We start from the raw sequence: 26,377 nt of genomic DNA on the forward strand, positions 1-26,377 counted from the left end.
CCGCACACGGCCGTGATCAGGCGATCACAGGGATCGCAAAGGATCACAGTGACGGGGGCCGCGCTCCCGCGGGCCACGAGAAGCCCGTGCCACGCCGGTCAGGCCATGAAGGCCGGGGCGCCCACGGGCAGGGTAAATCGGAACCGGGCGCCGCCGGCGACCGCGCGGTCCACGGTGATCGTCCCGCCGTGCGCCTCGACGATGCCCTTGACGATGTACAGGCCCAGGCCGGTGCCGCCGCGCTTGCTGCCCCGCCAGAAGCGGGTGAAGACGCGGCTCATCGACTCCTCCGGGATGCCGGGGCCTTCGTCGCTCACGGTGACTGCCGTTCCTTGTTCGTCGCGGAGGGGTGCGGGTGCCACCTCGATGGTGACAGTGCCCTCGCCATGACGCACGGCGTTTTCCAGCAGGTTGCCCAGCACCTGGTCGACCTTGTCGGGGTCAGCCCACAGGCCGGGAAGCGGCTCGCTGAAGCGGGTGACGAAGCGGTCCGAGGAGCGTCCGGCCGCCACGTGCGCCTCGATGTGACGCCGTACGGCGGCGGCCATGTCCACCGGCTGACGGCGCACCTCCAGGCGTCCCGAGTCGATGCGGGAGATGTCCAGCAGTTCGGCGATGAGCCTGGTGACGCGGTTCGCGTCGGCGTCGACGGTCTCCAGCATCAGCCGCTTCTGGTCGTCGGTGAAGCGCTCCCACTTCGCCAGCAGCGTCGCCGTGAACCCCTTCACCGAGGTGAGGGGCGAGCGCAGTTCGTGCGCGACCGTCGCTATCAGCTCGGCGTGGCTGCGCTCGGCACGCCGCCGCGCCTCGGTGCCGCGAAGGGTCACCACCAGCCGCTGTACGGGGCCCTTCGGGCGGGACCGTACGTAACGGGCCGAGACGAGGACCTCGCGGCCGCCGGGCAGCAGCAGGTTCCGTTCGGGCTGGCCGGTGCGGGTGGCGAGGCCGCCGTAGGGGTCGGTGAGCTGCCACCACCGGCGCCCGTCCATGTCCTCCAGCGGCAGCGCCTGCTGCAGGGTGCCGCCGAGGGCGTCCGCGGCGCTGAGCCCGGTGAGGCGGACGGCGGCGGCGTTGAAGCAGACGACCCGTCCCGTACGGTCCGCGACGACGAGCCCCTCGGGCAGATCGTCGGGGTCCACGACGGGTCCGCCGGAACCGGCGAAGGCCTCCGCGCAGGTTTCGGCGCCGGGATCGGGAGCCGCGCCGGGCCGGTCTGCGGAGGCACCGGCCGACGGAGACGGGGCGCCGTGCGGCTGTGTGCGCTGCGTCCGCACGTCCATCCCCGGTGCACCCCCCTCATCTGGCCTCACTGGCACCACCGGCCCCAACTGGCTCCACTGGCTCCGCCCCCGGGCCCGGCCACCCTACTAGTGCACCGTCCGCGGTGTCCCTCCCCGCGACGCCGGGCGGAAGCCGCACGGGCAGCGCAGAGTGCGCCGTGGGCGCACACAGGGCGCGCGGCCCTCCCGGGGAATCCTGAGTGCGCTGTTACGCCCTGTCGCTGCCGGTTGCGCCGCCCATGCCGGCCCCGTGCCGGCAGCCCCCGGCGCCGCGCTGCGCACGGGCCGACGAGTACAGGCAGACGGCCGCCGCCGTCGCGAGGTTGAGGCTCTCCGCGCGGCCGTGGATCGGCACCCGCACCACTTCGTCCGCGAGGGCGCGGGTCTCCTCCGGCAGGCCCCAGGCCTCGTTGCCGAAGATCCAGCCGGTGGGGCCGCCCATCCTCCCGGCATCGAGCTCCGCGTCGAGGTCCCGCTCGCCGGCGCCGTCGGCGGCCAGCAGACGTACGCCCGCGGCGCGCAGTCCGGCGGCGGCCGACGCGGCGGGCACGCCGACGGCGACGGGCAGATGGAAGAGCGAACCCGCGGACGCCCGCACCGTCTTGGGGTTGTACAGGTCCACCGAGGCGTCGGTGAGGATCACGGCGTCGGCCCCGGCGGCGTCCGCGCAGCGCAGCACGGTGCCCGCGTTGCCCGGGTCGCGCACGTGCGCGAGGACCGCCACCAGACGGGGGCCGGCGGCGAGCACCCCCTCCAGTGTTGTGTCGACGAAGCGGCAGACCCCGACGAGGCCCTGCGGGCTGACCGTGCGGGTCATGCCGTCCAGGGTCTCCGGGTCGGCCAGGTGGACTCGTGCGCCGGACTCGCGTGCCTCCCGCAGGATTCCGGGATGGCGCTCGGCTGCCTCGGGCGTGGCGAACAGCTCGGCCAGTGCGGGGTCGCCGCCACCGACCGGCTCGTCCGCGCCGGCCGCGACGGCCGCGACGGCCTCCCGTACGGCCTGCGGCCCCTCGGCGAGGAACAGGCGGTCCTTGGCGCGGAAGTTGCGCCGCACCAGCCGCCGCGCCGCGGCGACGCGTGCGGAGCGCGGGGAGATCAGGTCGGGGGTGCCCATGGGCGGCGGCTCACCTCGTGGTCGTGACGGTGCGTCACGCACAGCAGCGGACCCGCGGGCAGTCATGCCTGCGGGTCCGCTGCCGGTACGTCATGCGTGCGGCGTGCTTCAGGCTGCCTTCGGAGCGTTGACGTCGCTCGGGAGGGCCTTCTGCGCCGTCTCGACGAGGGCGGTGAAGGCGCCCGCGTCGTTGACCGCCAGGTCGGCCAGGATCTTGCGGTCCACCTCGATGTTGGCGGCCTTCAGACCCTGGATGAAGCGGTTGTAGGTGATGCCGTTCGCGCGGGCCGCGGCGTTGATGCGCTGGATCCACAGCTGGCGGAAGTCGCCCTTGCGCCGCTTGCGGTCGTTGTAGTTGTAGACGTAGGAGTGGGTGACCTGCTCCTTCGCCTTCCTGTACAGACGGGAGCGCTGGCCGCGGTAGCCGCTGGCCTGCTCCAGGATCGCCCGGCGCTTCTTGTGTGCGTTGACTGACCGCTTGACGCGTGCCACTTGATGACTCCTTGGTACACGGGGCCGGTCTGGTGGGACGACCACCCAGCCCGAATCGATTGGGTCCCGGCCGGGCCGGACTTACTTGCCGAGAAGCTTCTTGGCCTTCTTGGCGTCGGCCGGGGCGGCCTCGGTGCTGCCGGCGAGGCGGCGCGTCAACGTGGACGGCTTGTGCTCGAGATAGTGGCGGCGGCCGGCACGCTGGCGCATCACCTTGCCGGAGCCGGTGATCTTGAAGCGCTTGCGGGCACCACTGTGCGTCTTGTTCTTCGGCATGTCGCCGTTCACTCCTCGTCGGTGGCGCCCCACTCGGCCTTCGGGCCGGCGGCGGAGGCGCCGTGTGTCGCTGGTGCGGATTGTCCGGGTGTCCCGAGGCAGAGCCCCTCGAGGGCTCACGCCTCGGCGGGCTCCTCGGCAGGGCTGCTCTCCTGCTGGCGGCCGGCCTTGCGGGCTGCCTGCGCCTCGCGGGCCTCGGCCATCGCCTCGGTCTTCTTCTTGTGCGGACCGAGAACCATGATCATGTTGCGCCCGTCCTGCTTCGGGTTGGATTCCACGAAGCCCAGGTCGGCGACGTCGTCCGCGAGCCGCTGGAGCAGCCGGAAGCCCAGCTCGGGGCGGGACTGCTCACGTCCGCGGAACATGATCGTGATCTTGACCTTGTCACCCTGCTTGAGGAACCGGACGACGTGACCCTTCTTGGTGTCGTAGTCGTGCGGATCGATCTTCGGCCGGAGCTTCATCTCCTTGATCACCGTGTGCGCCTGGTTCTTGCGCGCCTCACGGGCCTTCATGGCCGACTCGTACTTGAACTTTCCGTAGTCCATGAGCTTGCAGACCGGCGGACGTGCTGTCGCCGCCACCTCGACCAGGTCGAGGTCGTACTCCTGCGCAAGCTCCAGGGCCTTGGCAAGCGGCACGATGCCGACCTGCTCGCCACTGGGACCGACGAGTCGCACCTCGGGGACGCGAATCCGGTCGTTGATGCGGGGCTCGGCGCTGATGGGGCCTCCTCGGTACACGGCACGGCGGTCTGGCGGACGGCCGCGCAAGTGATGTCGTCTGTGTGACCACCGCGCCGAGACGCAGAAAACGCCCCTGACGGACACAGGCGGTGGCTCCTCAAAGACCTGGAGCACCGACGCGTCATCCGCGGGGCGCAGCCTGACCGTTGACCCGCGGCCCGCCGGGCCGTCAGGTGGGAGTTCGGAGCCTCCACTTGCGGGCTGAAGTCACGTACTCTCCAGCCGGTCGATATCCCAGCATACCAGGGGCCGGGAGCACTCCCCACCGGGGTCACGGCGGCCACCTGGGCCGGGACCTCCGCCGCGAAGGGCTCTAGGGTGGCACACATGAGCGACTCCGACCCCAACGGCCCCGCGGGCCCCGGCGGCACGGCTCCCGGCGGCGCCGGTGCCCCCGACTTCGACAGCATGACCCGCGACATCGCGGACGTACCGGCGGTCGAGGTGATCACCACCGTCGCGGTGCACCTGATGAGTTCGGCAGCGGTGAATCTCGGACTGTCCGAGGGCGGCGAGCACCATCGCGACCTGGACGAGGCGCGCAAGCTCATCCACGCCCTCGCGGGCCTCGTCACCGCGAGCGCCACGGAGATCGGGTCGTACCACGCGGCGCCCCTGCGCGACGGACTGAAGTCGCTGCAGCTCGCTTTTCGCGAGGCCTCTGCCGTGCCGGACGAGCCGGGGCAGGGCCCGGGAGAGAAGTTCACGGGCCCTGTCCTGAGCTGATCCGGAGCCGGCGGGCCGGTACGGTCCGCCGGCCCTCCGGTCAGCGCGGCGTGCCGGAGGGCTGAAGGTTCCTGTGCAGCTCCGCACCCGCCGGCGGATGCGTGACGCGGTGCAGGACAGCCGCCAGTGCGCCGCCCACGAGCGGGGCGACCAGGAAGAGCCAGAACTGGGTGAGGGCCGCGCCGCCCGCGAAGATGGCGGGGCCCAGGCTGCGGGCCGGGTTGACCCCGGCGCCCGTCAGCGGGATGCCGACCAGGCTGATGACGGCCAGCGTGAGGCCGATGGGGAGCCCCCCGAAGCCCGCGATGGTCACCTTGTGGGTCATGCACAGGTAGACGTAGACGAGCAGCACCGTCAGCAGCAGTTCGGCGAGAAAGGCGCCGCCGAGGTTGATCTGCACCGCGGAACGGTCGCCGAAGCCGTTGCTGCCGAAGCTCTCACTGGTCCGGAGACCGGGCACCTGCTTGGCGAGCAGGAAGAGCAGCGCGGCGCCCGCGATGGCGCCGGCGACCTGCGCGATCCAGTACTTCACAGCCGTCGGCAGGTCGAGCCGCTTGGCCATCAGGAACCCCAGGGTCACCGCCGGGTTCACGTGGGCGCCGGAGACCGGTCCGAAGACGTAGGCGAGCGCCAGCAGCGTGAAGCCGAACGCGAGAGCGATGCCGAGCGTGCCGATGTACTCACCCGACAGCACCGTGGCGCCCACCGCGAAGAAGACGAGGACCAGGGTTCCAAGGAATTCCGCCGCAGTGGTCTGCAGCTCCGTCTCGGTCGAGGTCGACATGGCACTCCTGACACGTCGGGAATGGTCGTAGACCATCCTCCGCCGCCTGCGGCGGGCTCGCATGTCGAGCCGGAGTCCGCCGTCCACCTGCGGCGACGTGCCCTGCGGGGGCCGTGACGGGGTCCGTCAGCGGCGGTAGAGGGCGTCCTCGGGCAGGGTGCTGCCGGGCGGGAGCAGCGCCAGTTCCAGGCCCCGTACGAGGCGTGAGCGCAGCGTCTCGTCGGCCGCGAGCGCACCGGCCAGGCGCCGCACCGCCGCGGCCGGCCCGGCGGCGTCGGCGGCGGCGTCCGGGGCCAGCGTCAGGGCGAGTGTGGCGTCGGCGTCGGAGCCGGGGCCGCCGGGCACGAGGTGTGCGCCCTCCACGTCGGGCTCGGCGGCGAGCAGCGCGCGCAGCGCGGACGTGACCTCGGGGCCGGAGACAGGACCGGCGCCGGTGCGGCCCTCGGCGAGCGCGCGCAGGGCAGGACCGGTGAGCTGGTAGGTGACGGGCCCGGCGAGGTCCAGGACCAGGGTGTCCGCCTTCTCGTGGGCCAGTGCCTGCAGCGCCTGGCGCAGCGGTACGGCGACGGGACGGGCCTCGGCGTTCCAGCGGGCCATCGCCTCGGTCCCGGTGAACGCCGGGAGCGCACGGCGCCCGCCGGGGGCGGTGAGCGTCGGCACGGCCATCTCGCTGGACTTCTCGCGGCGCAGGCCAGAGGTGCCGGTCTCCGTCGCCCCGAGAACGGCGACGACGGGAACCAGAAGCCGGGCACCCGCGAGGGCTTCGAGCACGCGCTCTTCGGCACCCGGCTCTCCGGGGGCCGCCTGCCAGGCGGTGAGCGCCTCCGTGAGGGCCGGGTCGGCCGCGCCGGTGTCGGCGGGGAAGCCGGAGTCGGGGATGTTCTTGAGCGCCACGGGCAACGAGCTTAGTTCCGTGCCGCAGCGGCCCCCGACTCCGGGGCTGCGGGAGGCCGGCCGGCGGCCGGGGCAGCGGGTCGCCCGGCCGCCCCGGCTGTGGCCGCGCGCGGGCCCCCGCTGTGGCGGCGGCGCGGCATCGGACTGGCGCTGGTACCGCAGGCCGTCCGCCGTGGGCGCCGCGTGCGTACGTACGCCGTGTGTATACAGCCTGCGTACGCGCTCAGCGCCGGGACAGCCGCGTGCCCATGCCGCGCAGGGTCTCCGCGCTCACGCCCTTGTGCACCGCCACCGCGCCCCCGATGAGCAGCAGCCCGAGCACGGCGGCGATCGTCGCCAGCCAGCCGGCGCTCGGCCCGTCGTCGGGGCCCGTCCCGAAGAACTCGCTCCGGTACGGCTGCTGGCTGGGCTCCTGCTTACGGGGGTTGATGTTGGAGCCCATCTCGATGGCGGCAGCCGGGTCGACGACGCCTGTGCCCAGTGCGTCGCTGCGGCCGCCCTCGGGGGTGCGGCGTGCCGTGTCGGACAGCAGTTCCTTGATCTGGGCGGGGCTGAGCTCCGGGTGCGCGGCCCGTACCAGCGCGACCGCGCCGGAGGCGAACGCCGAGGCGGCGCTGGTGCCCCAGCCCTCGTAGTACTTCCGGTCGGGGTCGGCTATCAGCACCTCCTTGCCTGGGGCGGCGACGGTCGCGTACCAGCGCCGCGTGGAGAAGGAGGCGCGCGCACCGCGGCGGTCCACGGCGGTGACCGCGATGACGCCGGGATAGGCGGCCGGGAAGGAGACGTGGTCGCCGTCCTCTCCGCCGTTGCCCGCGGAGGCCACGACGACGGAGCCCTTGCGCTGCGCGTAGCGCACGGCGGCGTCCTCTCCGGCCTCGGGGTGGGCCGAGCTGCTGTCGTCGCCGAGGGAGAGGTTGATGACGTCGGCGCCCTTGTCGGCGGCCCACCGGATGCCGTCGGCGAGGGCGGAGGCGCGTGCGTCGCGTGCCTCCTTGCGCTTGGGGTCGCTGTCCTCGAGCAGGACCCGTACGGGAAGGATCTTCGCTTCGGGGGCGACACCCATGACGCCGAGCTTCCCGCCCTTCCCGTGACCGTGGCCGGCGATGATCCCCGCCATGGCGGTGCCGTGCCGGGCCCATGCGCGGTCGCCCTTCTTCGCGCCCAGGGTGATGAAGTCGTGGCCGCGCCGTACGTTCCCCTCCAGGTCGGGATGGCCGGGGTCGACACCGGTGTCGAGAACGGCGACGGTGATGCCCCTGCCCTTGGTGGTCTTCCAGGCGTCCGACACGTTGATGGCCTTCAGGCCCCACTGCTGCCGCTGGATGCCCTCGCCCTCCGCCGCCTGCGCGCTCCCCGCGGCCGGGAGGACGGCGACCGACGCCGCGAGCGCCGCGGCGGCCAGACGCAGTGACCGGGTACGGCCCGGCGCGGAGCGGCGCGGCGGGGTGTGCACGGGCTGTGCGGGCCGGATGTGGGTCACTGGTCGTCCTCCCGTGCCGCATCACGCAGCCGGCGCTCGATGCGGTCCGCTATGCCCTGTGCGTCGTGTCCGAGACCGGCCTGGGCGGCGGCCGACGTCTCGCCCTTCTCGGTCGCTTCCGCAGCGGGCTGCGGGTCGCTGACGACCCGTCCGTCCGCGAATCCGCTCACGGCGTAGACGACGACGGGCGCGTCGGAGAGCACCCGCATCGTCCAGCTGGCCCGCTGGGCGTCGCCGAAGTCCGCCGAGACCGTGCCGCGTGATCCGTACGGACGGGGCATCAGGTCGGTTCGTTCGCTGAGGTTCTCCACGGCGAAGCGCTTGCGCAGCGCGCGCATGCCCGCGCTCTCGGAACGGGTGAAGAGCAGACCGACCGTTGTGACGCTGCTGGTCGTCTCGTCGGCGTACGTGGCGCGTACGAGCCGGCTGCATCCGACCGGCGAGAGGGCTTTGGCGAGCAACGGGTCGAACGCGCCCCGGCAGTTGCTGTCCGGTGCGACGCCGACGCGGAGCCAGCGGCGGTCGGCCCCGCCGGGGCCGGCGCCCCGTCCCTCCAGGACCCGGGGGAAGAGGTCGTCGACGGAGTTGTTGTGCCAGGCGGCCCGCATCTCGTCGAACGAGCCCTCGGTGACGGTCTGTTCGCCGGTGTCACCGGTGAGCCAGGTGCCGGCGGCCGCTCCGCCCAACAGGCCGACGCCCAGGACCAGGCATACGGCGGCCGCCACGGTGCGGGGCGCCGGGCGGCTGTGCACACGTTCGTCACGGATGGGCCGCAACTGCCAGGTGGGAGGCCCTGAGCCGGCGAAGTCCTGCTGCCCGGACAGGCCGGGCAGACCGGGAGGGCTTGCCGGAGCGGGCGGGTGCGGTGGGCGCTGCGCCGGAACGGCACCCGGAAGCGGAGCACGGCCGCTGCCTGGCCCGGCAGCGGCGCCGGGAACGGTAGGGGTGCCGGGAACGGCAGAGGTGCCCGACGGGGTCTCCGTTCCCTCCCGTCTGCCGGTGCCGCCGTGCCCATCCGTGCCCGGGGCGCTCGTTCTGCGGCGCAGCGTCTCGGACGTCAGGGGCTCCCCGGTGGGCGGCGGGGGCTGGGGAGTTGCGGCGGGCCGGGGCAGGTGCGGCCCTCCGGAAGGGGACGAGGCGCCGGCCGGGGAGTCCGGTCCTGCGCTCGCGGATGCGTCCGATTCCGTGTCGTGCGGCATGTGTGCGGTGGGCTCGTCTTTCTGGGGAGGCTCCACGGACGCGCCCTGGCGCGCAGGCGCTGCGGGACGCGGGGGAAAGGCGGGGCGGGGAGGGACCTGAGGACGTCTGGGAAACGAGTCCGGCGAAGGGTCCGGGGAGTGTGTGCGGTCGGCGTCAGTGCTCATCTGCACCCCTCCCGCGCGCAGTGCCACCCCACACGATCCCTTTCGGGGCATGCCGGTTCGTATCGGACAGTACGCCGCTGGTCCAGACTCATCGCAGCGTGCGGCCGTCACTCTACGGTGCGAACTGGTGGTCCCGGCAACCCGGTCGGGCAGATGGCAGGGCTGTCGTGCACGGCAGCCCTCTGGCAAGCTGCCCGGATGTCCGACGCAACTTCCGGCCTCGCAGCCGCACGTGCCCGCTACGACCGCGCGACCGCGCATCTGGACGCGCCGTTCGCCGTCGTCGACCTGGAGGCGTTCGACGCGAACGCCTCCGACCTGGTGCAACGCGCCGGCGGCAAACCGGTCCGCGTGGCAAGCAAGTCGGTGCGCTGCAGGGCCCTGTTGGAGCGCGTGCTCGCGCGGGACGGCTTCGCCGGGGTGCTCAGCTTCACGCTCGCCGAGTCGCTGTGGCTGGCGCGTTCGGGCATCGACGACGTGCTGCTGGGCTATCCGTCCGCGGACCGTTCCGGGTTCGCCGAACTCTGCGCCGATCCGAAGCTCGCGCAGAGCGTGACGGTGATGGTGGACGATCCCGCCCAGCTGGACCTCATCGACGCCGCGAGGGACGGCGGCACCGAGGAGATCCGGGTCTGTCTCGAACTCGACACCGCGCTGCGGCTCATGGGCGGCCGCGTCCGGATCGGCGCACGCCGGTCCCCGCTGCACTCCCCCGCCCGCCTCGCGGAGTTCGCCCGCGCGGTGACCCGGCGCAAGGGCTTCCGGCTCACAGGGCTGATGGCCTACGAGGGGCATGTCGCCGGCGTGGGCGACGCCGCACCGGGCAACTGGGCGCGCTCGCGCGGCGTACGGCTCATGCAGGCTGCGGCACGGCGGGAGCTTGCGGCACGCCGGGCGGAGGCCGTGCGTGCGGTCCGCCGCGTCACGCCCGACCTGGAGTTCGTCAACGGGGGCGGCACGGGCAGCGTGCAGCACACGGCCGCGGAGGAGGCGGTGACCGAAATCGCGGCGGGCTCCGGCCTGTTCGTGCCGCGCCTCTTCGACCACTACACCTCGTTCACGGGACGGCCCGCCGCACTCTTCGCACTCCCGGTCGTACGCAGACCGGGCGTGGGCGTCGTGACGGTCCTGGGCGGCGGCTATCCGGCCTCCGGGGCGCCCGGCCGGGACAGGCTGCCGCAGCCGTACCTTCCGGAGGGGCTGCGCTACGACAAGCAGGAGGCGGCCGGCGAGGTACAGACACCGCTGCTGGGGCCACCCGCGGACGATCTGCTGGTCGGAGACAGTGTCTGGTTCCGGCACGCCAAGGCCGGGGAGCTGTGCGAGCGGTTCGACGCGCTGCACGCGATCGAGGGCGACAGGGTCACCGGCACGTTCCCGACGTACAGGGGCGAAGGCCGCACCTTCCTCTGACGGCCTGTGACGGCCTGCGGCGGCGGTCTCCGTACCGTGCATGGCGCGCACGGCCGGTACGGCCGTACGGCCGGTACTCACGGGACCGTACGCAGCGGCTCGGGCCGTCCCGCTCCCGCCGGTTCTCAGACGTCCTGGCCGGGGCTGTCCCCGGTGCCGCCGCTCTCCTCGGTGACACCTTCCGCCAGCTTGTCCATGTCGCTCAACGGCGGCGCGGACTCGGCGATGTCGAAGCCGGTGCGCAGCACCAGCATCTCCCCCGACCCGTCGGGGTGGGTGAAGGCCACGGACTCGACGTAGGCGTCCGGCTTGGTCCGGTTGACGATCTTCCAGCGCACCCGGTAGGCGTCCTGCCCGGCCACCGAGGTCTTCTCCGACGTGACGGCTTCGTGCGACTTGATGCCGCCGTAGGTGCCCTTGCTGTAGGCGAGTTTCGCGTGCCGCCCGATGTCGTTCCGGGCCGCGTCCTCGGTGTCGCCGGTGTCGGTGGGAGCCACGATGATCATGGATGAGCCACGCAGGCAGCTTTCCGCCTTGCTGCCGGGGCACTTGTACTCCCCGGTGGTGACCAGCGGCCCGAACGGGTCGCGCTCCCAGCCGTCCAGGACGGGCAGATCGACGCCGGTTGCCGGAACGTCCCCCTCCGGCTTGCCCGGCGTCCCGCCGTCCTCCTCCGGGGCCCCCGGACCGCCCTCGGGCGGCGTGGGTTCGCTGCTCGGCCCGGCGCCCCCGGCCTCGTCACGCGGGACGCCGCTGACGCCCGGCCCGATGGCGAAGGTGAGCACGGCGCTGACGACGAGCGCGGCGACGAGCACCAGCGCACCGACGACGCCCGCGACGAGCGGGCCCCGCACTGCCGCCTTGGTACGGGTCTGTCCCGTCCAGGAGGTGCCGTCCCACCAGCGTTCCGCGGAGGGCGAGTTGGCTCTCTGACCCGGGTCGGGGTCCGGGTACCAGCCGGGCGGCGTCGTCATGCTCACGCATCGACTGTAGGGGACCAGGTGTGCGAATCACACTGTCACCGCCCGGCCGTACCCCCTCGGGGAGGAGACACCGTCACATCGGCGTCACGTAGGCCCCCGAGATGCCGCCGTCCACCATGAAGTCCGTCGCGTTGACGAACGAGGCGTCGTCGCTGGCCAGGAAGGCGACGGCGGCGGCGATCTCCTCCGGCTCGGCGAAGCGGCCGGGCGGTACGTGCACGAGCCGGCGCTGCGCACGCTCCGGGTCCTTCGCGAACAGCTCCTTCAGCAACGGGGTGTTCACGGGTCCGGGGCAGATCGCGTTGACCCTGATTCCCTCGCGCGCGAACTGCACGCCCAGTTCACGCGACATCGCCAGCACACCGCCCTTCGAGGCGGTGTAGCTGATCTGCGAGGTGGCGGCGCCCAGCACTGCCACGAAGGAGGCCGTGTTGACGATCGAACCGCGCCCCTGCCGCTGCATGTACGGGATGGCGTGCTTGCAGCACAGATAGACCGACGTGAGGTTGACCTGCTGCACACGCTCCCAGGCGTCGAGACCGGTCGTGAGGATCGAGTCGTCGTCGGGCGGGGAGATGCCCGCGTTGTTGAAGGCGATGTCGACCGAGCCGTACGTCTCGTGGGCCGTACGGAAGAGGGCCTCGACCTGGCCCGAGTCGGTGACGTCGGTCTCCACGTACAGTCCGCCGGTCTCCTCGGCCACGGCCTTGCCGCGCTCACCGTCGACGTCGGCGCAGACCACGTTTGCGCCCTCGGAGGCGAGGCGGCGCGCGGAGGCGAGGCCGATGCCGCTGCCGGCGCCCGTGACGACGGCGGTACGTCCGGTCAGGCGCCGGCACACGACGGCTGCTTCCACGGGGTCGGTGAGCGATTCGGTCACGGCTGCTCCTCGGTGCTGATGAACACGTTCTTGGTCTCGGTGAAGGCGGAGAGCGCGTCCGGGCCGAGTTCACGGCCGAGACCCGACTGCTTGTAACCGCCGAACGGGGTCGTGTAGCGCACGGCGCTGTGGGAGTTGACGGACAGGTTGCCCGCCGCGACCGCGCGCGAGACGCGCAGCGCACGGCCCACGTCGCGGGTCCAGATCGACCCCGACAGGCCGTATTCGGAGTCGTTGGCGATGCGGACGGCCTCCGCCTCGTCCTCGAAGGGGACAGCCACGGCGACCGGCCCGAAGATCTCCTCCGCGCTGCGGCGGTCGCCCGGCCGTCCCTCCAGCACGGTGGCGGGATACCAGAAGCCCTTGCCCGCCGGTACCTCCCCGCGGATCAGTGCGGGCTCGTCCTCGGACACGTAGCCCCGTACGCGCTCGCGCTGGCGCTGCGAGATCAGCGGGCCCATCTGCGTGCCCGGATCTGCCGGGTCGCCGGCCGCGAAGGTCTTCACCGCCGGTTCCAGAAGCTCCAGGAAGCGGTCGTAGACCTCGCGCTGTACGAGGATGCGGCTGCGGGCGCAGCAGTCCTGACCGGTGTTGTCCAGGAAGGACCCGGGTGCCGCCGCGGCGGCCGCCGCGAGGTCGGCGTCGGCGAAGACGATGTTGGGGCTCTTGCCGCCGAGTTCGAGCGTCACGCGCTTCACGCCCGCGGCACACCTGGCCATGATGTCCTTGCCGACCGCTGTCGAGCCGGTGAAGACGACCTTGGCCACCTTCGGGTGCTCGACGAGCGCGGTGCCCGCGACCGGCCCCTCGCCCGGCAGCACCTGGAAGAGCCCCTCGGGCAGACCGGCCTCCAGGGCGAGTTCGCCGAGGCGGAGCGCGGTCAGGGGCGTGGTCTCGGCCGGTTTGAGGACGACGGCGTTGCCGGCGGCGAGCGCGGGCGCGGTGCCCCACGCGGCGACCGGCATCGGGAAGTTCCAGGGCGCGATGACGGCCACGACGCCGAGCGGTTCGGCGAAGGTGATGTCGACGCCGCCGTCGACGGGGATCTGGCTGCCGCTGAGGCGCTCCACGCCTCCGGCGGCGTAGTCCAGGAGGTCGCGGACGTTGCCCGCCTCGAAACGGGCGTTGCCGACGGGGTGTCCTGCCTCCTTGACCTCCAGCTGCGCCAGTTCTTCGAGGTGTTCGTCGACGATGACGGCGAACCGGCGCAGCAGCCGGGCGCGCTCACCCGGTGCGAGCGCCGACCATGTCGCCTGTGCGCTCACGGCCCGCCGTACGGCCGCGTCGACGTCCGCCGGGCCCGCGGCGGTCACGGTGGTGATCAGTTCCTCGGTCGCCGGGTTGACGACCGGGAGTCCGTCCGTGTGGTGCTCGTCCTGCAAAGCCTGTCCTTACATGCGTTCGAAGGACCGGAAACGCTCCCAGTCCGTGACGGCCGTGTCGTACGCCTGCTGCTCGATGCGCGCCATGTTGCGGTAGTGCGCCACGACTTCCTCGCCGAAGGCCTCACGCGCGATGGCGCTGTGCTCCCAGAGCTCGGCGGCCTCGCGCAGCGTGGTGGGCACGTGCACCGCGTCGCCGTTGTAGGCGTTGCCGGTGCACGCCTCCTCCAGCTCCAGCTTCTGGTCGACGCCGTACAGCCCGGCGGCGATCATCCCCGCGGTGGCGAGATACGGGTTGACGTCGCCGCCCGGCACCCGGTTCTCCAGCCGGTGGCCGGGCCCGTGCCCGACGACGCGCAGCGCGCACGTGCGGTTGTCGGGGCCCCAGGCGACGGCGGTCGGTGCGAAGGAACCCGGCTGGAAACGCTTGTAGGAGTTGATGTTCGGGGCGTAGAGCAGCGTGAACTCGCGCATGGCCGCGAGCTGTCCCGCGAGGAAGTGCCGCATCGTGGCCGACATGCCGTACGGGCCTTCGTCGTCGGCGAGGACCGGGGCGCCCTCCTCGTCGCGGAGCGAGAGATGGATGTGGCAGGAGTTGCCCTCGCGCTCGTCGTACTTGGCCATGAAGGTCAGAGCCTGGCCCGACTGCGCCGCGATCTCCTTCGCGCCGGTCTTGTACACGACGTGCTGGTCGCAGGTCTTGAGCGCTTCGTCGTAGCGGAAGGCGATCTCGTGCTGGCCCAGGTTGCACTCACCCTTCGCTGACTCCACGCGCATCCCGGCCGCGCCCATCTCGTTGCGGATCCGGCGCAGCAGGGGTTCGACGCGGCTCGTGCCGAGCATCGAATAGTCCACGTTGTACTGGTTCGCCGGAGTCAGGCCGCGGTAGGCGCTGTCCCACGCCTGCTCGAAGGTGTCCTGGAAGACCATGAACTCCAGCTCGGTGCCGGTGTACGCGGACCAGCCGCGTTCGGCGAGGCGGTCGAGCTGGCGGCGGAGGATCTGCCGGGGCGAGGCGACCACCGGTGAGCCGTCGTGCCACGCCAGATCGGCGGTGACCATGGCCGTGCCGGGGTTCCACGGGACGAGGCGCAGCGTGCTGGTGTCGCCGTGCATGGCGAAGTCGCCGTAGCCGCGCTCCCACGAGGACATGGTGTAGCCGTCGACCGTGTTCAGGTCGACGTCGACGGCGAGGAGGTAGTTGCACCCCTCGGTGCCGTGCTCCAGGACCTCGTCCAGGAAATGGCGGGCTGCGAACCGTTTGCCTTGCAGGCGGCCTTGCATGTCCGTGAAGGCCAGCGCCACGGTGTCGATCTCCTCCCGTTCGACGAGCACTCGCAGCTCGTCCACCGAGAGCGGGGGTGTGCGGTCTGCCACGTCTGGCCTCCTGTCGGTCCGCCGGAAGTCATAAGGTAGTCCGGAAGACCATTGGTTCGAAAGGGGTTCCGATGAGGGAGGGCCGATGAGAGCCGACCACGGCACCGGGCTGGGAGGGCCCGGCGGCCGTCCCGAGAACGACCGTCTCGCGGCCGTGCTCCGGCCGGTCCGGGCCGGCAACGGCTTCGAGGAGGCCCTGGAGCAGATACTCCAGATCGTCAGGCTGGGCCTGGTCCCGGACGGCGAACGGCTCCCCGCCGAACGCGAGCTCGCCGAGCGCCTCGGCATCAGCCGCGTCATGCTCCGCGAGGTGCTCAAGGTGCTCGCCGAGCAGGGCCTGGTGACCAGCCGCCGCGGACGCTACGGAGGCACCTTCGTAAGGCATCCGCAGCCGCCCGCACCCGACGCGGAGACGGCGGAGGACCTGCGGAGGAGCGTCGCCGGGGCCGCCGGGGACGCGGAGGTCCGGGACACCCTGCGCTTCCGCGAGGTGCTGGAGACCGGCGCGGCCGAGCTGTGCGCCTCCCGCGGCCTGGAGAGGGCCGAGGCCGCACGGCTGCGCGCGGCGCTGGACGCCACCCGGAACGCGGCCCTCTCCGACTACCGGCGCAGCGACACCCTCCTCCACCTCACCCTCGTCGAACTGGCCGGCTCCCCCACGCTGACCGCGCAGTACGCGGCCGTGCGGGCAAAGGTGAACGACCTGCTGGGCCGCATCCCGCTGCTGGTGCGTAACCTGGAGCACGCACAGCAGCAGCACGCGGAACTCGTGGACGCGGTCCTGTCCGGCGATCCCGACCGGGCCCGGAGCGTCAGCCGCGAGCACTGCGCGGGCACCGCCGCCCTGCTGCGGGGGTTCCTCACGTGACCTTCCCCGGGGAAGGCCAGGCGCCCTGGCCCGGCACGAGGGGCGTACGCGCACACGTAATCCCTGCGTAACGCGCAGGGGGTTGCGCTGCGGCCCACCTCGGCGCAAAGGTATGTCACCACACCAATGCCGAGGGGTAGGAGCGGTCATGGCCGATGGAACCAAGTCCTCGCAATCGTCCCCCGCAGGGGGCGATACCGGCCCGGCGAGCGCGGAAGCGTATCTCAAGGCGCGCTCGCTCCGCCGCGGCAGCGCAGGGTGGCTGCTGCTGACCGGCCTCGGCGTCGCCTACGTCGTCTCGGGTGACTACGCGGGCTGGAACTTCGGCCTCGCCGAGGGCGGATTCGGCGGTCTGGCGATAGCCACCGTGCTCATGGGCACGATGTACACCTGTCTGGTCTTCTCCCTCGCGGAGCTGTCCTCGATCCTGCCGACCGCGGGCGGCGGCTACGGCTTCGCCCGCCGTGCGCTGGGCACTTGGGGCGGCTTCCTGACGGGGACGGCGATCCTCATCGAGTACATCCTCGCCCCGGCGGCCATCTCGGTCTTCATCGGCGGGTACGTCGAATCGCTCGGCCTCTTCGGGATCGAGGCAGGCTGGCCGGTCTACCTCGTGTGCTTCGCGATCTTCATCGGCATCCACCTGTGGGGCGTCGGTGAGGCGCTGCGCTTCAGCTTCGTCGTCACCGGCATCGCGGTCGCGGCCCTCCTGGTCTTCTGCATCGGCGCGTTCACGCACTTCGGCGGCGGTTCGCTCAACGACGTCGCCGTCGACGCGGACGCCTTCGCCTCCAACTCCTGGCTGCCGCTGGGCCTGCTGGGCATCTGGGCGGCGTTCCCCTTCGGCATGTGGTTCTTCCTCGGGGTCGAGGGCGTGCCGCTGGCGGCGGAGGAGGCACGCGACCCGGTGCGTGCCATGCCGAAGGCGCTGGCCTGGTCGATCGGCATCCTGGTGCTGCTCGCCCTGCTGACGCTGCTGCCCGCGGCCGGGGCCGCCGGTTCGGACGCCATCAAGGACGCCGACAACCCGCTCGTCGCGGCGCTGGAGGCCGCCACCGGCGGTGAGCCGACGACGCTGAGCAGGATCGTCAACTACGCCGGTCTGGCCGGCCTGGTCGCCTCCTTCTTCTCCCTCATCTACGCGGGGTCCAGGCAGCTCTTCGCCCTCTCCCGGGCCGGCTACCTGCCCCGGTTCCTCTCCCTGACCAGCCGCCGCAAGGCCCCCTACCTGGGCCTGCTGGTGCCGGGCGTCATCGGTTTCTCGCTGGCGGCCTACACGGGCGACGGCGCACGGATGCTCAACATCGCCGTCTTCGGCGCGGCCATCAGCTACGTGCTGATGTCGCTGTCGCACATCGTGCTGCGCCGCCGCGAGCCGGAACTGCCCCGTCCGTACCGCACTCCCGGCGGGCTGGTGACCTCCTCGGTGGCCTTCGTGCTCGCCTGCGCGGCCGTCGTGGCCACGTTCCTCGTGGACCCGACCGCCGCGGTGATGGCCCTAGTCCTCTACGCGGTGGCCGTGGCCTACTTCGCCTTCTACAGCCGGCACCGGCTGGTGGCCGCGGCCCCGGAGGAGGAGTTCGCGGCGCTCGCGGCAGCCGAGGCGGAGCTGGAGCGCGACTCCGACGACGACGATCCCTCCCCGGCGCCGCACGTACGCACCAAGTAGGCGCCGCCTCCCCGCCCGCCTCGCGACGCCCCGCGCGTCGCGAGGCGTGCCGGCGGGCGGGCGTGTGGGCGGCGTACGGGCGCGGGCCGCTCACGCCCGTAGGCTGGAAGAACCGGACGAGCCGACGATCTGAGGACCCGACCCATGCAAACCCCGCTGATCGGCGTCAGCACCTACATGGAGAGCGATGTCCGCTGGGGCGTGTGGCAGCACCAGGCCGCGGTGCTGCCCGCCGGATACCACCGCCTCGTGCAGCGTGCGGGCGGCTCTGCGCTGCTTCTGCCGCCGGACTCGGACGAGCAGGCCCGCCGGATCGTGAGCAGGCTGGACGCCCTCGTCGTCTCCGGCGGCCCCGATGTCGAGCCGGTGCGGTACGGGGCCGAGCCCGGCCCGGACTGCGGCCCGCCGGACCCCGAGCGGGACGCCTGGGAGCTCGCCCTGACCCGCGCCGCACTGGACCAGCGCGTGCCGCTGCTGGGCATCTGCCGCGGCATGCAGATCCTCAACGTGCTGCTGGGCGGCACCCTCGTACAGCACATGGAAGGTCACCGCGGCACCCCGGGTGTCTTCGCCGAGCACGCGGTACGGCCGGTCCCCGGCACGCGGCTCGCACAAGTGCTGCCCGAGCCGGTGTCCGTGCCCACCTACCACCACCAGGCGGTCGCCCGCCTCGGTGACGGGCTGGTGCCGGGCGCGTACGCGGAGGACGGCACCATCGAGGCGCTCGAACTGCCGGGCGACGAGCATCCGTTCGTCCTCGCCGTGCAGTGGCACCCCGAGGAGGGTGACGACGTCCGCGTGATGCGCGCTCTCGTGGAGGCGGCGCGTACGGGCCATGAGGCACAACCGCGGTCCGGGGCGCCGGCGGCCCGCGAAGCTGCGGGGACGGCCCCGGCCGCGGGCTGATCCGGGAACGCGGGCCAGGGCACCCGCCGTTGAAGAGCCCGGCGTCAGCCGAGCGCCCTGCGCAGCGCACCCGCCAGCGCACCCGGAGCCTCGGTGAGCGAAGGCCCGTACCAGGTGAGGTACCGCCCGCTGACCAGCGCCGCGGGCAGGCCGGGAAAGGCCTCCGGGCCGTCCTCCCCGGTGAAGCGGTAAGGCTCGTCCGGCAGCACGACCAGGTCGGCGCGGTCGGGTTCGTTCAGCTCCCCGGCCGGCACGCGCGGATAGCGCTCCGCGTGCTGCCCGTAGACGTTGTGTACCCCCAGGTGTGCGAGCAGCGCGCCCGCGAAGGTGTCGCGGCCGAGAACCATCCACGGGCGCCGCCAGACGGGGACGACGGCCCGCACGTCGAACTCGGCGCGCACCTCGCCCCAGGCGGCTTCCGCCTCGTCGAGCCACCGGGGGCGCGGCAGTCCGCAGCCGCCGGTCAGCACCCGCTCCAGCTCGGCGAACGCCTGCGGCAGGGTGCGTACTTCGGTGACGAGGACCTCGATCCCCGCGGCCCGCAGGGCGGCGAGATCCGCCTCGCGGTTCTCCTCCTCGTTCGCGACGACGAGATCCGGTCGGAGGGAGACGATCCGCTCCACGTCCGGATTCTTCGTGCCGCGCACGCGGGCGGCTTCCAGCCCGGGCGGGTGGCTGCACCAGTCGGTGACACCGACGAGCAGTCCGGGGGCCGTCGCGGCCAGTGCCTCGGTGAGGGAAGGGACGAGGGAGACGACGCGTCGCACGGTGCCGGTACTTGTGTGCGCCATACCGGCACCGTACGCCCCCCGTGCGGCTGCGATTGCCGCTCCCCCGTACGGCGGCCCGCCCCGGGTGGTCGTCCGCGCGGCCCGCGGCCCGCGGCCCGGAGGCGTGTTCCTCGTACGGAGAAGAGAGTAGACCCGCATCGGCCTATGGGGCAGTTCTATTTGCGCCAGCGCGAGGACGTTCAGGCGGCCCCGGTCCGCACCACCGGCTCGTGCCGCACGGGGAAGTTCACGGAACGCGCGATGAAGCACAGCCCCGGGACCTCGGCGTGCAGCGCCCGCGCCGTCTCCGCGGTCGACTCGTCGGCGACGGTGACTTCGGGACGCAGCACTGCCTCGGTGAAGGCTCCGCCACCGCCGGCCGCGTCCATCGTCATCGTCGCCGTCGCGTGGTCCTCGTACGCGGTGACGACGACCCCGCGCACGGAGCAGAGGTGGAGATACCAGAGCATGTGGCACTGCGCGAGCGCCGAGAGCAGCAGCTCCTCCGGATTCCAGCGCTCCTCGTCGCCGCGGAAGGCCGGATCGGCGGAGGCCGCGATCGGCGGCTTCGCGCCCGCCAACACCTCGTGGGCGCGGCTGAAGGCACGGTGGTCACGCGTGCCTTCGCCCAGGTTCCCGGTCCACTCGACGGTGACTTCGTACGCGTGCGTGGCTGCCATGAGCTCAGCCTAGAAGCGGGGCGGTGCGAAGGGCACGGGCACCCCGGCTTCTGCGGCCCGCTGTCGGACGCGTACGGCATCATCGGGGCCGTGACTACGACGACGGCTCGACGCCTGATGCTCCTGGACACCTCGTCCCTCTACTTCCGTGCCTACTTCGGGGTCCCGGAGTCGGTCAGGGCCCCGGACGGCACCCCCGTCAACGCCGTGCGCGGGCTGCTCGACTTCATCGCACGCCTGGTGAGCAACCGTCACCCGGACTCCCTGGTGGCCTGCATGGACTTCGACTGGCGCCCCCAGTGGCGCGTCGAGCTCATTCCCTCCTACAAGGCGCACCGGGTAGCGGAGGAGGTACCGGCCGGTCCGGACGCCGAGGAGATCCCGGACACGCTCAGCCCTCAGGTCCCGGTGATCGACGAGGTGCTCGACGCCGTCGGCATCGCCCGCGTCGGCGCTGACGGCTTCGAGGCGGACGACGTCATCGGCACCCTCACGGCACGCGCGGGCTCTCCCGTCGACATCGTCACCGGCGACCGTGACCTGTTCCAGCTGATCGACGACGCCCGGGGCGTGCGGGTGCTGTATCCGGTCAAGGGAGTGGGGACTCTCGACGTGTACGACGGGTCCGCGCTTCGCTCCAAGTACGGGGTGGACGGCGCTGGTTACGCGGATCTGGCCCTGCTCCGCGGCGACCCGAGCGACGGGCTGCCCGGAGTGCAGGGCATCGGGGAGAAGACGGCGGCGAAGCTGCTGGAGCGCTACGGCGACCTGGCGGGGATCCTGACGGCGGCCGAGGACCCGTCGTCCGCGATCACTCCGGCGCAGCGCAAGCGGCTGGCCGAGGCGCGGCCCTATCTGGCAGTGGCCCCGAAGGTGGTGCGGGTCGCGAGCGACATCGATCTGCCGGAGTTCGACGCCGCCCTTCCGGTGCGGGCACGTCATCCGGAGGCCCTGGACGCCCTGGCTGAGCGGTGGGGGCTCGGCGGATCCCTGGAGCGGCTGCTGAATGTGCTGGCCGACCGGGAGCGGTGATCGACGGCGGCGGGCCCGCGGCGCCGTACGGCGGGTGAAGTGGTACGTTGGGGAACTTAGGCAACCCTAACCAACGCCTCCTGCTTCCCCGCCCTCCCTGGAGTCACACGTGGCAGACCGTACGGCCCGCAGCAAGAACCATGTCCATCACGGCCGCGTGGTCCGCACCGAGCAGCTGACGCCCCACATGGTGCGTGTCGTGCTCGGCGGCTCCGGCCTGGCGGAGTTCGAGGCGGGCGAGTACACCGACCACTACGTCAAGCTGCTCTTCCCGGTTCCGGGCGTGGAGTATCCCGAGCCCTTCGACATCGCGGCCGTCCGCGCCGGCTTCCCGCGCGACCAGTGGCCCGTGACGCGCACGTACACGGTGCGGTCGTGGGCACCCGCGGCCAGGGAGCTGACCCTCGACTTCGTCATCCACGGCGACGAGGGCCTCGCCGGGCCGTGGGCACGCGGTGCGCGGCCTGGCGACGAGATCCGCATGCTCGGTCCCGGCGGGGCCTATCGCCCCTCGGCGGACGCCGACTGGCATCTGCTCGCTGGCGACGAGAGCGCGCTGCCCGCCATCGCCGCGGCACTGGAAGCCATGCCCGCGGACGCCACCGTACGGGCCCTGATCGAGGTCGAAGGTCCGCAGGAGGAGCAGAAGTTGAGCCTGCCGGACACGGCGGGCGTGACGTGGCTGCACCGCGGCACCGCACGTGTCGGGGAGAAGCTGACCGAGGCCGTACGGACGCTGGAGTTCCCACCGGGCACCCCTCAGGCGTTCGTCCACGGCGAGGCGGGCTTCGTCAAGGAACTCCGCCGCCATCTGCGTCTCGAACGCGGCCTGGAGCGCGAGCAGTTGTCCATCTCCGGTTACTGGCGCCTGGGCCACGACGAGGACGGCTGGCAGGCGTCGAAGACGGAGTGGAAGGCGCAGGTCGAGGCGGAGCAGGAGGGCGCGGGCGACGGACAGGGGTCCCGGCCCTGACCGTTCCGCGTTCCTGCCCGCGGCCCCCACCGCGCTCCGGTGATCAGCGCTCGATCCGGCCCGAGGTGCACCCCGGCCGCGGAGCGGTGACCGGATTGCACCTCACCGGGCCGCTGCCATGCGGAAGTTCGGCCACGTAGTCGGAGCCGTGGCGCGCGGCGAGGCCGGGCACGGGAAAGTCGGTCGAGACCATCTGGGCTCCCGAGGACAGCGCGTCCCGCAGCATGCTCCTGTCACCGGAGTTCGCCTGGTCGAGCGGTACGTCGGAGCGCGTCCGTACGAAGTAGCCCTGCTTCACCAGGTCCTGGATGACGGCCTTGCCGGGCCCGGTCGGATCGTTGACCTTCATGAACGCGGCGTCCGGGCGTCCCGGTTCGGAATCGGTGAACAGCACCCTGCCCTGCAGGCTCTCGCGGCCGCCCGCACGGTAGGCGTCCTGCAGCTTCTGGTCGTCGTTGTCCATCAGGAACATCACCTTCCCGCGGGCGGACCGGAGCCGGGGCCAGCCGTGCTCGCGCACGGACTCCTCCAGGGTCTTGCCGGGGCGGCGGATGTCGTCCGCCGTGACTGTCGCCCCGTCGGGGAAGACGGTGCGTATCTCCGCGTCCAGCGCGTCCAGCATCTTCGTGTCCCAGGGCGGGCTCTTCGCGCCGCCGCGGGCCTCCATCTCCGGGTCCGTCTCCTTGAGTTCGAGAAGCACGGGGACGGGCGCATGCCCGGGGCGCCCCTGTGACCACTTCTTGACCTGCGTCAGACAACGCCTGAGGGAGACGCAGTTGCTGCGGTAGTCGAAGTCGGCCCAGTGCAGCACCTTGAAGCCGGGCTTGCGCAGGTCCGGATCGTCCATGGGCGGCAGTCCGGCGTCGTCGCGGATCAGCGGGTCGGCGTAGAGACCCCCGTCCGGGTCCGGGAAGACGTCCAGTTCGATGCCGCGCACCTGCTGGCGTGAGAACTGCACGGGCAGCGACGCGTGGCTGTAGAGCAGCGTACGGAAACCCGGGTCGTGTTCCGCCATCAACTGCTGCTCGGCGAACGGTGCTTCACGGTGATAGCTGTTGTGGGTCGCCATGGCCTGGATCTGGGTGACACGGAGTCCGCCGTCCCCGGCCGCCGTACGGTCGGACGGCGGACCCGGGACGGGGGCCGCCGAAGACAGCGTCAGCGCCGCGGCGAGAGCGGCGGCGGCCGCCACCCAGCGCCGCGCCACGGAACGGGACCTGGACCTGGGGACGGAGCCGGGGACAGGACCGGGACCGGAGACGGATCTGGAGAGGGATCTGGAGACAGAGCGCACGACGACCTCCCGCGGGCACGAGTACATCAGCGCGATGTACCTGCCCACGCGGCGCACGGAGCCAACACGCCCCGCTCGCAGGGCCGTTCGGCCGCCGCGCTTCCGGGAGAAGCCCGGAGCCTCCGCCGGGCGCCGGACCGGGAGTCCCGCGGCTCTCAGCCCACGCTCGTGTACGCCACCACGCCGCGCCGCATCGACTCCAGCGCCCTGCGCGCGTTCTTCGCCACGTCCCCGCCTTCCGGCGCCGCGATCGCGACCTGCCCCAGCACGTCGATGCACTGCTTGCACCAGCGCACGAAGTCGCCGGCGGGCATGTCGGCGTCGCGCAGCACCGAATCCAGCCCGTGCCCCTCGGCCCAGCGGTAGGCGGCCCAGGCGAAGCCGAGGTCGGGCTCGCGCTGGCCGACGCCCTCGGTCTGGCTGATGCGGTGCTCCTCCTCCAGCGCGTCCAGACGGCCCCAGATGCGCACCATCTCCTCCAGGGCGCCGCGTGCGCCGCCGCCCGGCAGCTTCGGCGGCATCGCGTCGTCGGCCGCGCGCGACTCGTACACCAGCGCCGAGACGCAGGCGGCCAGTTCGGAGGGTGGCAGACCTTCCCACACGCCGTCGCGGAGGCATTCGCTGGCCAGCAGATCCAGCTCGCCGTAGAGCCGTGCCAGCCGCCGGCCGTCCTCCGTGACCTCGTCGCCACGGAGGTAGCCCAGCTCCGTGAGGAGTGCGGAGACCCGGTCGAAGGTGCGGGCGATGGTGTTCGTACGGCCCTCGATCTTGCGTTCCAGCTGACGCGTGTCCCGCTTGAGCCGGTGGTAGCGCTCCGCCCAGCGGGCGTGGTCCTCCCGCTCGTCACAGCCGTGGCAGGGGTGGCGGCGGATCTCGGTGCGCAGCTTCGCGATCTCTTCGTCGTCGGCCGCGGCGGCCCGCTGCTTGCGGTGCCGCGGAGGCGCGTGGTGCCCGGCCTTCGTACGCAGTGCCGAGGCCAGGTCACGCCGCGACTCGGGGCTGCGGGCGTTGAACGATCTCGGGATGCGCATCCGCTCCAGCGGCTCCACGGGGACGGGGAAGTCGATCGACCCCAGCCGCTTCACCTGCCGCTGAGCCGTCAGTACGAGCGGACGCGGCCCCTCCTGCTGGTGGTGCCAGCCCCGGTGCTGGGCGGGGCCGCGGGCGCCCGTGCCGGGGTCGAGGACGAGCGCCAGCCCCGCGAACTTGCCCGTGGGCACGTGGATGACGTCCCCCGGCTTCAGCTTCTCCAGCGCCGCCGCGGCCTGTGCCCGGCGCTGCACCGCGCCCTGCTTGGCCAGCTCCGTCTCCCGGTCCTTGAGCCGGCGGCGGAGCCGGGAGTACTCCTCGAAGTCGCCCAGGTGGCAGGTCATGGACTCCCGGTAGCCCTCCAGGCCCTCCTCGTTGCGCTGGACCTGCCGGGAGATGCCGACCACGGAGCGGTCGGCCTGGAACTGCGCGAAGGACGTCTCCAGCAGCTCACGCGAGGTGTGCCGCCCGAACTGGCCGACGAGATTGACCGCCATGTTGTAGGACGGCTTGAAGGAGGAACGCAGCGGATACGTGCGCGTACCGGCCAGGCCCGCCAGGGCGCCCGGGTCCATGCCGCGCTGCCACAGCACGACCGCGTGGCCCTCGATGTCGATGCCGCGGCGCCCGGCCCGCCCGGTCAGCTGGGTGAACTCGCCGGGCGTGATGTCCGCGTGCTGCTCGCCGTTCCACTTGACCAGCTTCTCCAGGACCACCGAGCGGGCCGGCATGTTGATCCCGAGCGCCAGCGTCTCGGTCGCGAAGACGGCCTTGACCAGCCCTCGTACGAACAGCTCCTCGACGACCTCCTTGAAGGTGGGCAGCATGCCCGCGTGGTGCGCGGCGATGCCCCGCTCCAGGCCCTCCAGCCACTCGAAATACCCCAGTACGTGCAGATCCTCGTCGGGGATGTCCGCCGTGCGCTCCTCGACGATCTCGCGGACCCGCGCCCGCGCCGCGCTGTCGTTCAGCCGCAGCCCCGCGTAGAGGCACTGCTGCACCGCCGCCTCGCAGCCCGCACGGCTGAAGATGAAGGTGATGGCGGGCAGCAGGCCCTCGGAGTCCAGCTTGTCGATGACCTCGGGGCGGCCCGGCGTCCAGACCCGGGACCGCCGGCGCCGCTCCCGCTCCCGGTCGGCCTCCCTGCGCGGGCTGCCGCGCCGCCGGTCGCGCGGGCCGCTCAGACGGCTGTTCTCCATGCGGGCCATGCGCACCAGGTCCGGGTTGACCTCGCGCTTGTCGCCCTTCTCCTCGAACAGGTCGTACATCCGGCGGCCCGCGAGCACGTGCTGCCACAGGGGCACCGGGCGGTGCTCGGAGACGATCACCTCGGTGTCGCCTCGGACGGTGTCCAGCCAGTCCCCGAACTCCTCCGCGTTGGAGACCGTCGCCGAGAGCGAGACCAGCGTGACCGACTCGGGAAGGTGGATGATCACCTCTTCCCAGACGGCGCCGCGGAAGCGGTCGGAGAGATAGTGCACCTCGTCCATGACGACGTACCCGAGGCCGTCGAGGGCCTGCGAGCCCGCGTAGAGCATGTTCCGCAGGACTTCGGTCGTCATGACGATGACGGGGGCGTCGCCGTTGACGCTGTTGTCCCCGGTGAGCAGGCCCACCCGGTCCGCGCCGTGGCGCTTGACCAGGTCGTTGTACTTCTGGTTGGACAGGGCCTTGATCGGCGTTGTGTAGAAGCACTTGCGGCCCTGCGTGAGGGCGAGATGCACGGCGAACTCGCCGACGATCGTCTTGCCTGAGCCGGTCGGCGCCGCGACCAGCACTCCCTTCCCGGCTTCGAGGGCTCGGCACGCCTCGATCTGGAACTCGTCGAGATCGAAGTCGTACAGGTCGCGGAACGGCGCGAGAGCGGTGGCCTGCTCTGCGGCGCGCAGCCGCGCCAGTGCATATCGCTCTGCGGGGGACAGATCCTCGGTCATCGTGACTACGAGCCTACCGGCCACCTCCGAC

General features: G+C 72.2%; 24 protein-coding genes. 7 read left to right on the forward strand and 17 right to left on the reverse strand.

Features of this window, described 5'->3' with window-relative positions:
• Positions 1 to 98 precede the first annotated feature (98 nt).
• From AN215_RS02085 to infC, 5 genes are all read right to left on the reverse strand, one after another.
• Positions 99 to 1,280 carry a sensor histidine kinase gene (locus tag AN215_RS02085; RefSeq protein ID WP_070012489.1) on the reverse strand — a complete coding sequence of 394 codons (1,182 nt, stop codon included), beginning with the start codon at positions 1,278 to 1,280 and terminating at the stop codon, positions 99 to 101.
• Between the two features lie 208 nt (positions 1,281 to 1,488).
• Positions 1,489 to 2,394, reverse strand: a complete 906-nt coding sequence (locus AN215_RS02090; protein WP_070012488.1) for a TrmH family RNA methyltransferase — start codon at positions 2,392 to 2,394, stop codon at positions 1,489 to 1,491.
• 108 nt (positions 2,395 to 2,502) lie between these two features.
• Positions 2,503 to 2,886 carry a 50S ribosomal protein L20 gene (rplT, locus tag AN215_RS02095; protein ID WP_070012487.1) on the reverse strand — a complete coding sequence of 128 codons (384 nt, stop codon included), beginning with the start codon at positions 2,884 to 2,886 and terminating at the stop codon, positions 2,503 to 2,505.
• Positions 2,887 to 2,967: 81 nt separating this feature from the next.
• Entirely contained in the window at positions 2,968 to 3,162 is a 195-nt protein-coding gene (gene rpmI / locus AN215_RS02100) for a 50S ribosomal protein L35 (RefSeq protein WP_070012486.1), read from the reverse strand.
• A gap of 116 nt (positions 3,163 to 3,278) precedes the next feature.
• Positions 3,279 to 3,905, reverse strand: a complete 627-nt coding sequence (gene infC / locus AN215_RS02105) for a translation initiation factor IF-3 (protein WP_216093856.1) — start codon at positions 3,903 to 3,905, stop codon at positions 3,279 to 3,281.
• A 330-nt stretch (positions 3,906 to 4,235) separates the two neighbouring features.
• Between infC and AN215_RS02110 the strand changes: the two genes are divergently transcribed.
• Positions 4,236 to 4,634, forward strand: coding sequence for a DUF1844 domain-containing protein (locus tag AN215_RS02110; RefSeq protein WP_070012484.1), 399 nt, complete (start codon positions 4,236 to 4,238; stop codon positions 4,632 to 4,634).
• 40 nt (positions 4,635 to 4,674) lie between these two features.
• Here the strand turns inward: AN215_RS02110 and AN215_RS02115 are convergent, their stop codons facing one another.
• From AN215_RS02115 to AN215_RS02130, 4 genes are all read right to left on the reverse strand, one after another.
• The gene (locus tag AN215_RS02115; RefSeq protein ID WP_070012483.1) at positions 4,675 to 5,418 is read right to left on the reverse strand and encodes an MIP family channel protein; all 744 of its coding nucleotides are present in this window, start codon (positions 5,416 to 5,418) and stop codon (positions 4,675 to 4,677) included.
• Positions 5,419 to 5,544: 126 nt separating this feature from the next.
• Positions 5,545 to 6,312: an SseB family protein gene (locus AN215_RS02120; RefSeq protein ID WP_070031090.1), complete on the reverse strand. Its 768-nt coding sequence runs from the start codon at positions 6,310 to 6,312 to the stop codon at positions 5,545 to 5,547.
• A gap of 223 nt (positions 6,313 to 6,535) precedes the next feature.
• Entirely contained in the window at positions 6,536 to 7,783 is a 1,248-nt protein-coding gene (mycP, locus tag AN215_RS02125; protein WP_420856210.1) for a type VII secretion-associated serine protease mycosin, read from the reverse strand.
• Positions 7,784 to 7,788: 5 nt separating this feature from the next.
• Positions 7,789 to 8,544 carry a hypothetical protein gene (locus AN215_RS02130; protein ID WP_245694151.1) on the reverse strand — a complete coding sequence of 252 codons (756 nt, stop codon included), beginning with the start codon at positions 8,542 to 8,544 and terminating at the stop codon, positions 7,789 to 7,791.
• An 810-nt stretch (positions 8,545 to 9,354) separates the two neighbouring features.
• Here AN215_RS02130 and AN215_RS02135 point away from each other — a divergent pair.
• Positions 9,355 to 10,569: an alanine racemase gene (locus AN215_RS02135; protein WP_070012481.1), complete on the forward strand. Its 1,215-nt coding sequence runs from the start codon at positions 9,355 to 9,357 to the stop codon at positions 10,567 to 10,569.
• Between the two features lie 125 nt (positions 10,570 to 10,694).
• Here AN215_RS02135 and AN215_RS02140 read toward each other — a convergent pair whose 3' ends face one another.
• The 4 genes from AN215_RS02140 to AN215_RS02155 form a co-directional block, all read right to left on the reverse strand.
• The gene (locus AN215_RS02140) at positions 10,695 to 11,543 is read right to left on the reverse strand and encodes a DUF2510 domain-containing protein (protein WP_079122604.1); all 849 of its coding nucleotides are present in this window, start codon (positions 11,541 to 11,543) and stop codon (positions 10,695 to 10,697) included.
• 82 nt (positions 11,544 to 11,625) lie between these two features.
• Positions 11,626 to 12,432: a 3-oxoacyl-ACP reductase gene (locus AN215_RS02145; protein ID WP_420856204.1), complete on the reverse strand. Its 807-nt coding sequence runs from the start codon at positions 12,430 to 12,432 to the stop codon at positions 11,626 to 11,628.
• Entirely contained in the window at positions 12,429 to 13,814 is a 1,386-nt protein-coding gene (locus AN215_RS02150) for an aldehyde dehydrogenase family protein (RefSeq protein WP_070012480.1), read from the reverse strand. Before AN215_RS02150 ends, AN215_RS02145 begins: the two co-directional genes overlap by 4 nt.
• Before the next feature lie 9 nt (positions 13,815 to 13,823).
• Positions 13,824 to 15,191, reverse strand: a complete 1,368-nt coding sequence (locus AN215_RS02155; protein ID WP_070012479.1) for a glutamine synthetase family protein — start codon at positions 15,189 to 15,191, stop codon at positions 13,824 to 13,826.
• An 85-nt stretch (positions 15,192 to 15,276) separates the two neighbouring features.
• Here AN215_RS02155 and AN215_RS02160 point away from each other — a divergent pair, with 85 nt between their 5' ends.
• The 3 genes from AN215_RS02160 (at position 15,277) to AN215_RS02170 (ending at position 18,634) form a co-directional block, all read left to right on the forward strand.
• Positions 15,277 to 16,059, forward strand: coding sequence for a FadR/GntR family transcriptional regulator (locus tag AN215_RS02160; RefSeq protein WP_070012478.1), 783 nt, complete (start codon positions 15,277 to 15,279; stop codon positions 16,057 to 16,059).
• A gap of 148 nt (positions 16,060 to 16,207) precedes the next feature.
• Entirely contained in the window at positions 16,208 to 17,728 is a 1,521-nt protein-coding gene (eat, locus tag AN215_RS02165) for an ethanolamine permease (RefSeq protein WP_070012477.1), read from the forward strand.
• Between the two features lie 144 nt (positions 17,729 to 17,872).
• Positions 17,873 to 18,634, forward strand: coding sequence for a gamma-glutamyl-gamma-aminobutyrate hydrolase family protein (locus AN215_RS02170; protein ID WP_070012476.1), 762 nt, complete (start codon positions 17,873 to 17,875; stop codon positions 18,632 to 18,634).
• 44 nt (positions 18,635 to 18,678) lie between these two features.
• On the opposite strand, the gene AN215_RS02175 is transcribed toward AN215_RS02170, so the two are convergent.
• Together AN215_RS02175 and AN215_RS02180 are read right to left on the reverse strand one after the other, a co-directional pair.
• Positions 18,679 to 19,425 carry a helical backbone metal receptor gene (locus AN215_RS02175; RefSeq protein WP_070012475.1) on the reverse strand — a complete coding sequence of 249 codons (747 nt, stop codon included), beginning with the start codon at positions 19,423 to 19,425 and terminating at the stop codon, positions 18,679 to 18,681.
• A gap of 179 nt (positions 19,426 to 19,604) precedes the next feature.
• Positions 19,605 to 20,084, reverse strand: a complete 480-nt coding sequence (locus tag AN215_RS02180; RefSeq protein ID WP_070012474.1) for an OsmC family protein — start codon at positions 20,082 to 20,084, stop codon at positions 19,605 to 19,607.
• Between the two features lie 117 nt (positions 20,085 to 20,201).
• Here AN215_RS02180 and AN215_RS02185 point away from each other — a divergent pair, with 117 nt between their 5' ends.
• The gene (locus tag AN215_RS02185; protein ID WP_070012473.1) at positions 20,202 to 21,116 is read left to right on the forward strand and encodes a 5'-3' exonuclease; all 915 of its coding nucleotides are present in this window, start codon (positions 20,202 to 20,204) and stop codon (positions 21,114 to 21,116) included.
• Positions 21,117 to 21,225: 109 nt separating this feature from the next.
• A complete protein-coding gene (locus AN215_RS02190; protein WP_070012472.1) occupies positions 21,226 to 22,089 on the forward strand; it encodes a siderophore-interacting protein in 864 nt (287 codons plus the stop codon).
• A gap of 43 nt (positions 22,090 to 22,132) precedes the next feature.
• Here the strand turns inward: AN215_RS02190 and AN215_RS02195 are convergent, their stop codons facing one another.
• Positions 22,133 to 23,296 carry a phosphatidylinositol-specific phospholipase C1-like protein gene (locus tag AN215_RS02195; protein WP_070012471.1) on the reverse strand — a complete coding sequence of 388 codons (1,164 nt, stop codon included), beginning with the start codon at positions 23,294 to 23,296 and terminating at the stop codon, positions 22,133 to 22,135.
• A 242-nt stretch (positions 23,297 to 23,538) separates the two neighbouring features.
• On the reverse strand, positions 23,539 to 26,346 hold the full coding sequence (locus AN215_RS02200) for a DEAD/DEAH box helicase (RefSeq protein WP_070012470.1): 2,808 nt from the start codon (positions 26,344 to 26,346) through the stop codon (positions 23,539 to 23,541).
• Positions 26,347 to 26,377 lie beyond the last annotated feature (31 nt).

This window comes from Streptomyces abyssalis, assembly GCF_001751365.1.
Classification (GTDB): Bacteria; Actinomycetota; Actinomycetes; order Streptomycetales; family Streptomycetaceae; genus Streptomyces; species Streptomyces abyssalis.

Excerpts from the sequence above, each read along its gene's own strand:
- AN215_RS02175 (WP_070012475.1), bottom strand. The coding sequence starts at position 19,425 with ATGGCGCACACAAGTACCGGCACCGTGCGACGCGTCGTCTCCCTCGTC.
- AN215_RS02180 (WP_070012474.1), bottom strand. The coding sequence starts at position 20,084 with ATGGCAGCCACGCACGCGTACGAAGTCACCGTCGAGTGGACCGGGAAC.
- AN215_RS02185 (WP_070012473.1), top strand. The coding sequence starts at position 20,202 with ATGCTCCTGGACACCTCGTCCCTCTACTTCCGTGCCTACTTCGGGGTC.
- AN215_RS02090 (WP_070012488.1), bottom strand. The coding sequence starts at position 2,394 with ATGGGCACCCCCGACCTGATCTCCCCGCGCTCCGCACGCGTCGCCGCG.
- AN215_RS02200 (WP_070012470.1), bottom strand. The coding sequence starts at position 26,346 with ATGACCGAGGATCTGTCCCCCGCAGAGCGATATGCACTGGCGCGGCTG.
- AN215_RS02085 (WP_070012489.1), bottom strand. The coding sequence starts at position 1,280 with ATGGACGTGCGGACGCAGCGCACACAGCCGCACGGCGCCCCGTCTCCG.
- AN215_RS02160 (WP_070012478.1), top strand. The coding sequence starts at position 15,277 with ATGAGAGCCGACCACGGCACCGGGCTGGGAGGGCCCGGCGGCCGTCCC.
- AN215_RS02115 (WP_070012483.1), bottom strand. The coding sequence starts at position 5,418 with ATGTCGACCTCGACCGAGACGGAGCTGCAGACCACTGCGGCGGAATTC.
- AN215_RS02140 (WP_079122604.1), bottom strand. The coding sequence starts at position 11,543 with ATGACGACGCCGCCCGGCTGGTACCCGGACCCCGACCCGGGTCAGAGA.
- AN215_RS02110 (WP_070012484.1), top strand. The coding sequence starts at position 4,236 with ATGAGCGACTCCGACCCCAACGGCCCCGCGGGCCCCGGCGGCACGGCT.
- rpmI (WP_070012486.1), bottom strand. The coding sequence starts at position 3,162 with ATGCCGAAGAACAAGACGCACAGTGGTGCCCGCAAGCGCTTCAAGATC.
- AN215_RS02135 (WP_070012481.1), top strand. The coding sequence starts at position 9,355 with ATGTCCGACGCAACTTCCGGCCTCGCAGCCGCACGTGCCCGCTACGAC.
- eat (WP_070012477.1), top strand. The coding sequence starts at position 16,208 with ATGGCCGATGGAACCAAGTCCTCGCAATCGTCCCCCGCAGGGGGCGAT.
- AN215_RS02170 (WP_070012476.1), top strand. The coding sequence starts at position 17,873 with ATGCAAACCCCGCTGATCGGCGTCAGCACCTACATGGAGAGCGATGTC.